The 7,873-nt window shown below is 54.1% G+C and carries 7 protein-coding genes and 3 pseudogenes; 9 read left to right on the forward strand and 1 reads right to left on the reverse strand.

Features of this window, described 5'->3' with window-relative positions:
* Positions 1-212, reverse strand: a pseudogene (locus tag GOB90_RS18250) (IS5/IS1182 family transposase); the annotation flags it as partial.
* Positions 213-280: 68 nt separating this feature from the next.
* Between GOB90_RS18250 and GOB90_RS18255 the strand changes: the two are divergent.
* The 9 genes and pseudogenes from GOB90_RS18255 to GOB90_RS18295 all read left to right on the forward strand — a co-directional run.
* A pseudogene (locus GOB90_RS18255) lies at positions 281-490 on the forward strand (electron transfer flavoprotein subunit beta/FixA family protein); the annotation flags it as partial.
* Positions 490-1,415 (forward strand): annotated as a pseudogene (locus GOB90_RS18260) (electron transfer flavoprotein subunit alpha/FixB family protein). The pseudogenes GOB90_RS18255 and GOB90_RS18260, both read left to right, overlap by 1 nt.
* Positions 1,416-1,859: 444 nt before the next feature.
* On the forward strand, positions 1,860-3,341 hold the full coding sequence (locus GOB90_RS18265; protein ID WP_173572206.1) for a carbohydrate porin: 1,482 nt from the start codon (positions 1,860-1,862) through the stop codon (positions 3,339-3,341).
* Between the two features lie 47 nt (positions 3,342-3,388).
* The gene (locus GOB90_RS18270; protein WP_173572207.1) at positions 3,389-4,588 is read left to right on the forward strand and encodes an MFS transporter; all 1,200 of its coding nucleotides are present in this window, start codon (positions 3,389-3,391) and stop codon (positions 4,586-4,588) included.
* Between the two features lie 130 nt (positions 4,589-4,718).
* The gene (locus GOB90_RS18275) at positions 4,719-6,023 is read left to right on the forward strand and encodes an MFS transporter (protein WP_146892973.1); all 1,305 of its coding nucleotides are present in this window, start codon (positions 4,719-4,721) and stop codon (positions 6,021-6,023) included.
* 364 nt (positions 6,024-6,387) lie between these two features.
* Positions 6,388-6,642 carry a hypothetical protein gene (locus GOB90_RS18280; protein WP_146892971.1) on the forward strand — a complete coding sequence of 85 codons (255 nt, stop codon included), beginning with the start codon at positions 6,388-6,390 and terminating at the stop codon, positions 6,640-6,642.
* Positions 6,620-7,084, forward strand: coding sequence for a serine hydrolase domain-containing protein (locus tag GOB90_RS19605; RefSeq protein ID WP_146892969.1), 465 nt, complete (start codon positions 6,620-6,622; stop codon positions 7,082-7,084). Before GOB90_RS18280 ends, GOB90_RS19605 begins: the two co-directional genes overlap by 23 nt.
* Positions 7,027-7,437, forward strand: a complete 411-nt coding sequence (locus GOB90_RS19610; protein ID WP_146892966.1) for a serine hydrolase domain-containing protein — start codon at positions 7,027-7,029, stop codon at positions 7,435-7,437. Before GOB90_RS19605 ends, GOB90_RS19610 begins: the two co-directional genes overlap by 58 nt.
* Positions 7,438-7,681: 244 nt before the next feature.
* Positions 7,682-7,873 (forward strand): transposase (locus GOB90_RS18295; protein ID WP_173572208.1); only part of this gene is annotated, 192 nt, incomplete at its 3' end.

Genomic DNA, 7,873 nt, shown 5'->3' on the forward strand with positions numbered 1-7,873 from the left:
TCAGTGTCTGGATCACCAGGATTTTGAACATCAGCACCGGATCAAACGGCGGACGCCCGCCTTTGCTTCCGCCCGAATACGCCAGAGCATTTTTCCAGGTCAGGCCGGAACACCTCAAAATCCACAGTCCGGAAAAATGCTTCGAGTTGATCGCCCAGCCTGCTCAGGCGAGACAGGCGCTCTTCAACATCAAAGAAACCAAGCAGCTTCATTCCATCCCCCCAATCACGATACGAGAGATGGAATCACAGAAAGCCGTTCAAAACCAGAAGGTTTTTCGAACCCTCCACGTTATGTGGCGCTTCCCGCGATTATGAAGGCGAAGAAAAAGCCGCTTGAAGAATTGTCGCTTGAAGAACTCGGTGTGGATACACGTCCACATCTGACCGTGCTCAGCACGGCCGAGCCGCGGCAGCGTCAGGCGGGGGTGAAAGTGCACTCAGTGGATGAACTGGTCTCGAAGCTGAAAAATGAAGCGGGAGTAATCTGATGTCCGTTCTTGTTCTGGCCGAAGTTCATGATGGCCATCTGCTGACTGATCTGCTGGCGCGCACACTTCTGCTGTGGCGTCGCTGGGTAATGCGGACGTTCTGGTGACCGGTGAGAATTGCGCCGGGGTTGCTGAGGAAGCGACGAAGCTGGCTGGGGTCTCGAAGGTGCTTCTGGCGGATGATTCCTCGCTGGCCCATGGTCTGGCTGAGCCACTGGCAGGGCTGATCCGTGACCTTGCCGGGGATTATACGCATATTGCGGCCGGGGCGACAGCGCTTTCGCGGAATGTGTTGCCAAGAGCGGCGATGTTGCTGGAGGCGATGGTTTTGTCCGATGTAACGGCCATAAAGGACGCCGATACATTTGAGCGCCTGGTTTATGCAGGCAATGCGATCCAGACGGTTCGTTCAGTTGATCCGATAAAGTTTTTTACCGTCAGAACGGCTGGTTTTTCATCGGTCGGGGCAGGTGGTGGTGCTTCGGTCGTGTCTGTCAGTGTTCCGTCTGATCCGGGGCTTTCGGCATGGGTGGAGGACAAGACGATTACTTCTGAAAGGCCTGATCTGACATCGGCAAAAATTGTTGTATCCGGCGGTCGCGGTCTGGGGTCGGGAGAGAATTTTGATCAGATTACTGCGCTTGCCGATAAGCTGGATGCGGCGGTCGGAGCCAGTCGTGCGGCTGTTGACGCGGGGTATGCGCCGAATGACTGGCAGGTCGGGCAGACTGGTAAGATTGTGGCACCGGATCTCTATATTGCGATTGGCATTTCAGGCGCGATTCAGCATCTGGCGGGGATGAAGGATTCGCGTGTTATCGTTGCCATCAATAAGGATGAGGATGCGCCGATTTTTCAGGTCGCGGATTACGGTCTGGTTGGTGATTTTTTTAAAATTCTTCCGGAGCTTACGGAGAAGGTCTGAAACAGTGAGGCGTGCCCGGCGTAGTCTTTACGCCGCTATGCGCTTTACGGGCCGGCAGGAAATATTCTTCACATACACGGGAACATCTGCCGGCAGAATTGACGGGATGCTCATAACGCCCTATCGGGTTACTTAATAGGGATCGGCCTGAGACAAAAGCTGCGGTAACATCTGCAGGCGGGTCAGATTCTCAAACCTGGTCAATAAAAAAAAGAAAGATAGCCAGATGAGACACAGAGTCAGAACAGAAAAATGATGGTCACCGGCTGAGCCGACTGAGCCTTTGCGGCCGGGCTTTATCCGCAGTGCTTCAGTGTACGACGGTTTTATTCACATAACGGCGTAATCGGCTGGCGGACCTGTGTGTTCTGCTGTCGGGGACTCCGGAATATTCCGGTTACCGTTGCCATGAAAAATATCTCTTTACAGAGAATGATGAGTTGTATGCTCATTATCTTCTTTTTTTCTATATGGATGCAGACCGCTATAGCGGCGGATCAGGTCGATGGTGAGTCAGCTACCACGACACGCGTGGTGAAGGTTAAGCCCGGCCCGAGCTTCTGGGATGAAGGCAGCGTCACGCAATTTATGGAGCGTGATAATGCAGCCTCATCCTCCCAGCAGAGAGAGAGGACCGGTATGGCTGCCAGTGCACTGGGTTCCGCATGGCCGGAAGTGCGGGTTGTTCCAAAGGATGACCGTATTCTTGGTACAATCGGGGGGCTGAGGACGAGAATGGAGGAGCATGGGTTCTCCTTTACTCTGACATATCTGAATGAAAGCCTTGGTGATGTCGCCGGAGGCAGAAAAAAAGGCTTTACCTACACGCATCAGGTCGTGATGGGAGCTGATATCGATCTTGAAAAAATGTTTCGCTGGAAAGGACTGTCCTTCCACATGCTTGGCATTCAGCGTGCCGGGCGTAATGTGGCGACTGATTATATGGGTGTCACGTCGCTGATCCAGCCACAGGAAGATTACGGTGCGGGTGGCAACGTTCTTTACAAGCTTGTCTATATGTATTTCGAGCAGTCGCTTTTCAATAAAAAGCTTGTCATCGACTTCGGGCGGATGCCGGCGAATATGAAATTCGGCACGTCCTATCTCGGATGTTACGCGCTGAACATGATTACCTGCGCTCATCCGTCGGGGCTTTCCAACGTAACCAAGTGGCGCTCCTGGCCATTCTCGCAGTGGGGGATTATGGCCCGCGTGAACCCTGGCTATCATCTTTATGCCCAGGCGGGGCTTTATGAGGTGTCACCAACCGAGGGCGGTCGGGCGGGGTTTGATTTTTCTTTTGTTCAGCAGGGCTTTGTTGTTCCGATGGAAATTGGCTGGGAGCCTTCTTTCGGGAAAGGGAAGTTCACCGGTCACTATAAACTGGGCGGTTATATCGACACGTCCGACCATGCTGATCCGTTTACATCGACGGATGGTCGTCCGAAACTGATATCGAAACTGCCGGGCAGGATCGAAAGGCAGCGCGGGGCCTGGTATGTCGGTGCCGATCAGATGGTGTACCGCTATGGGCCGGCGGCGAATCAGGGTATCATGCTTTATAGTCTGGCGGGCTTCAATATGGGGGCATCGCTTCCCAATCAGAGCCAGTATACGCTCGGTATTATCTCCCAGGGCATGTTCCCGGGAAGAATAACGGATGCGATATCGTTTTTCTGGACACGTCAGACGGTGAATCACAAAATCACGCGGCAGCAGGAAATGCAGGCTGATATGGGGGTGCCACTTCTCAATGGAGTGGCGGCGCCGCAGACAAATTTTCAGGTTCTTGAACTGACCTACACTTCATTCATCAGTTCCGGGATCAAGCTGTTGCCTGATCTGCAATATATAATTCATCCCGATGCAAACCACGTTTATCCGAATGCTCTTCTCGCGGGCTTCCGGCTTCTGGCCCAGTTCTGAAGGATATGGAAAACGTGGCTGGTTTATCTGGTGAAAAGAGGAACGGGATGTTTTCAGGACGGCAGCAGACTCATATCGTGATTGCCTGCTTCGGCGGCTGGACGATGGATGCGTTTGATTTCTTCATTACTGCGTTTGCACTAAGCGGGATTGCCCGTGATTTCTCCACCGATCTGACGACTATGACATGGGCAATGTCTCTGCCGTTGGCGACACGGATTTTCGGCGCGCTGAGTGTCGGCTGGCTGGCTGACAAATTTGGCCGCAGGCGCGTGCTGGTCGGCAACATGATTGCGTTTGTGTTGTGCGAAACCGGTGTCTGTCTGGCTCCGTCTCTTTCTGTCTTTCTCCTTTTTCGTGCGCTGTTCGGGCTGGTGATGGGAGGAGAGTGGGGGGTGTGCACATCCTATGCGATGGAGAGCATCCCTCTTTCAAAAAGAGGTTTTGTATCCGGTCTTTTGCAGTCCGGATATCCTGTTGGCTATCTTTTCGCGGCTGTTCTCTATGGTCTGATTTATGAATCTGCCGGCTGGCGGGGTATGTATCTGGTGAGCATAGGTGTTGCGCTCTGTGTCACCATTCTGCGGATGATGCTGCCGGACTACAGAATGGATGGTGAAAAGAAGGCAGCAGAATCTGTGTCTTTCCGGGAGAGTATGGCCGGGCAATGGGTGCTTCTGGGATTTGCCGTTCTGTTTATGAGCGCAGGGGCGACCTTCAGTCATGCGACTCAGGATCTGTATCCGACGATGCTGCGGGCGGAGCGGGGAATGACGGTGCATGAGGTTGCTCTGGTGGCTGTCGCTTACAACATGGCAGCTGTGGCGGGTTGTCTGTGTGGCGGTTCGCTCTCACAGCGCTACGGACGCCGGAAGACGATTATTACTTCTGCAGCAGCGATCTTTTTGATTCTGCCGTTCTGGGCAATGGCGTCCGGGCTGTTGGCGAGCCTGCTGTCGGCTGTGGTCATGCAGTTTCTTGTCATGTGTGTTTACGGGGTGATGCCCGCTTATCTCAACGAGCTTGCTCCGGCGGCCATCCGCAGCACGTTTTCCGGTTTTGTCTATCAGATCGGTTTTCTCCTCACATCCGCAAATGCGACGGTTCAGGCGTGGCTCGCCACGCATCAGGGCTGGTCGTACAGCACTGTTCTGGCCCTGACGGTGGCTGTCAGTCTGGTGCTCTTTATTTCTCTGATCGTGAAAGGGCAGGAAACAGTCAGGATTGCGGAGCGTTCCGTCTTATAACGTCATGAAAAGCTGTTAAGGCATCACGAAATATAGCGCTGGTCGTAGTTCTGGTGTGAGATCGTAAAATAACCTTTCCCCATAAAAACGGGTGCCGCGGCATCCCTGGAAAAAGAAAACGGAGGGCGTTATGAACGGAAAATATCGCTGGATGATATGCGGTCTGCTTTTTGCCGCTACCACGATCAACTACGTTGACCGGCAGGTTCTCAGTTTGCTGAAGCCTTTGCTTGAACAGAAATTTGGCTGGTCGGAAAAAGATTACAGTTATCTGGTGATTGTTTTTCAGGCCTGTTACGCGATTGGTTTTCTTTCCTGCGGTAAAGTGATTGATAAGATCGGCACGCGTCTTGGTTATGCGTTCTGCATGCTGGTCTGGAGTCTGGCTTCCATTGGGCATGCTGTTGTGGGCGGGACGATCAGTTTTGGTGTTGTCCGGGGATTGCTGGGGTTTGGAGAGTCGGGGAACTTTCCTTCCGCGCTCAAGGCTGTTTCAGAGTGGTTTCCGGCGAAGGAGCGTTCTCTGGCAGTAGGTGTCGTTACGGCGGGTACCAGTATCGGGGCGATCATGGCGCCGGCAACGGTTCCGTGGCTGGCACTGACGTATGGGTGGCAGGCGGCTTTCATTATTACGGGTTTATCCGGTTTTATCTGGCTGGCGGTCTGGCTGCGTGTGTATCGGCCGCCGGAGGAGACGCGGGGGCTTTCCGCGGACGAGTTGCACTATATTCGTCAGAGTCCGGCAGGGGGTGAGGTGCCGGCGTTTAAGGGGCGCTGGATTGATCTGCTGAAGATGAAGGAAACATGGGCTTTTGCGGTTGGAAAGTTCATGACTGATCCGATCTGGTTTTTTATTCTGTTCTGGCTGCCGTCCTATTTCGCGGATCGTTATCATCTTGATTTGCAGCGTCTCGGTTTTCCTCTGATGGTTGTTTACTGCTCGACTTCGGTCGGGAGCGTTGGCGGCGGCTGGATCTCGTCGTTTCTGATCGGGCGGGGCTGGAAAGTTGCCTCGGCGAGGCGGCTGACTATGCTGATTATGGCGCTTCTGGTCGTGCCACTTTCGTTGTCCGCTCAGGTTGATTCGATGTGGCTGATGGTTGCTCTCCTGAGTGTGGCTGCGGGCGCACATCAGGGCTGGTCGGCGAATATCTATTCTATCCCTGCGGATTATTTTCCTAAGGAGATGATAGCTTCTGTTCAGGGAATTGGCGGAATGGCGGGGTCCGTTGGGGGGATTCTTTTCCCCGTCGGGATCGGAATCGTGCTGGACCATTATCGTCATATTAACAGCATTACGACGGGGTATTACCTTCTGTTTATCGTGTGCAGCAGTGCTTACGTTCTGGCGTGGTGTGTGATCCAGCTTCTGCTCAGAAAGCAGTCCGGAAAGGTAGCGGTTGCGGCGCCGATGATGGATACGCATCCGGTGTGATAGGGGTGCGTTCGGGGTTGTTGTTCCGCGTGAAGTGAAAAAGCATGCCGGAATCGCAAAGGAGGCGCTGGAACGGGTCTGCCCGGGAATGTGGCCCGTTCTATGGCGGTGCATCTTCGCTGGTTGCTTTATGGCTCCGCTGGTCTCTTCCTGTTTTCATTGTTTCGACCTAAAAATGGAAAACATCATTTCAATGTCTTCCGGATACAAGGATTGCGACAATGGAAAACAACGGGTGTGGCAGCGCCGTTATATCGGATCATCTGATCGCGGATGAGCGGGATAAGCGCGTCTTCTGGCGAGACTGTATGATGGTCGTCTGCCTCCCGCGCAGCAGGTCGCAGTTTTTCGTCACCTGAAAGATATGCTTCCGGTCCGTCGGGTTGCTGGCAGTGGTCAGCCTTCGGCTCTGGTGTCTGCGCCGGAGATGCGGGATCGTCTTCTTGGCATGAAGATCCCGCATGGTGACACGACGTGTGATCTTTATGATTATCTGTCGTTTAACCGCGTCGCCGGTTTGCTGGTGATGAAAGACAACCGGATTGTTCTGGAGCATTACGATCTCGGGATCGGACCGGACATCACTCTGGCCGTCCATGTCGATTGCGAAGTCTGTTAGCAGCACGCTGATTGGTATTGCGATTGCGGAGTGGCTGATTGGCAGTCTGGAAGATCCTGTGGAACGTTATCTTCCGCGTCTGGCGACGGGGGTTTATGCCGGGGTGACGATCCGCAATATTCTGCAGATGACATCGGGTGTTGCGTGGAATGAGACTTACACTGACCCGGCCTCCGACCGGCAGCGGTTACTGGCCTGTCAGTCTGCTCAGCAGCCGGGCGCCATTCTGGATCTGATGGTGGGGCTGACGCGTAAGGCGGGGCACGGCGGAAAATGGACCTACAGCACGGGCGAAACCTGTGTGATGGGCTATCTTCTGCATGCTGCGAGCGGGCGTACGCTGTCGGACTATCTTTCTGAGAAACTCTGGCGTCCTCTTTTAGTATGCAGCAGGATGCTTACTGGTGGCTGGACGGGGTTGAGACGGCGATTACCGGGCTGAACGCGACTTTGCGGGATTTTGCCCGTTTCGGTCAGTTTATTCTGAATGATGGGAAAATCGACGGGCTTTCCGTTCTTCCTGAGGGGTGGGTGAGGGAGGCGGGACGTTCACTGACACTGGTGGACGGAACGCAGGCTGCTTACGGTTATATGTGGTGGCCGGAACCTGATGGTGCGGGTCATTTTTCGGATGGTGATTTTGCCGCGTATGGTATTTTTGGTCAGAGGCTGCATATCAGTCCGAAGCATGGGTTTCTGATTGCGGAGCTCTGCGCCCGTTCGAAGCCGAAAGCGGATGATTCGGTTGACGGGCTGGCTTTCGCGCGGGCCGCTGTTGAGGCACTGGAAGCCTGAAGTTTCATGCCTGAGGGGCAGATTTTGATCTGACAGAACTTTGCCCCGGAGCCCGGCAGGGATCACTGGCCTCTGCAACCCGATCTGTTTCAACGAGAGGGTTTCCAGAGGCTTGTGACCTCTGACGGTTCAGCGGTTCAGCAGGCTGTTGTGGCGGCTGTAGCTGAAATAGGCTCAGGACCTGTTAATCTGTTGCAATGAGCGGCCATCAGTGATTCACAGGATTACCAAAGGAGGTGAGCCTGTGAGTGATCTGTTTTTGCTGTCCGAGCGTCAGATGGAGTTGATCAGGCCGTATTTTCCGCTGGCGCACGGCGTTCCCCGTGTGGATGATCGCCGTGTTCTGAGCGGGATCGTTTACGTCATCCGGAACGGGCTTCAGTGGAAAGATGCTCCGAAAGCGTATGGCCCGCACAAGACCTTATACAATCGTTTC

The sequence above is a fragment of the Acetobacter oeni genome, assembly GCF_011516825.1.
GTDB lineage: Bacteria > Pseudomonadota > Alphaproteobacteria > Acetobacterales > Acetobacteraceae > Acetobacter > Acetobacter oeni.

Excerpts from the sequence above, each read along its gene's own strand:
- GOB90_RS18265 (WP_173572206.1), top strand. The coding sequence starts at position 1,860 with ATGCTCATTATCTTCTTTTTTTCTATATGGATGCAGACCGCTATAGCG.
- GOB90_RS18270 (WP_173572207.1), top strand. The coding sequence starts at position 3,389 with ATGTTTTCAGGACGGCAGCAGACTCATATCGTGATTGCCTGCTTCGGC.
- GOB90_RS18275 (WP_146892973.1), top strand. The coding sequence starts at position 4,719 with ATGAACGGAAAATATCGCTGGATGATATGCGGTCTGCTTTTTGCCGCT.
- GOB90_RS18280 (WP_146892971.1), top strand. The coding sequence starts at position 6,388 with ATGCTTCCGGTCCGTCGGGTTGCTGGCAGTGGTCAGCCTTCGGCTCTG.
- GOB90_RS19605 (WP_146892969.1), top strand. The coding sequence starts at position 6,620 with ATGTCGATTGCGAAGTCTGTTAGCAGCACGCTGATTGGTATTGCGATT.
- GOB90_RS19610 (WP_146892966.1), top strand. The coding sequence starts at position 7,027 with ATGCAGCAGGATGCTTACTGGTGGCTGGACGGGGTTGAGACGGCGATT.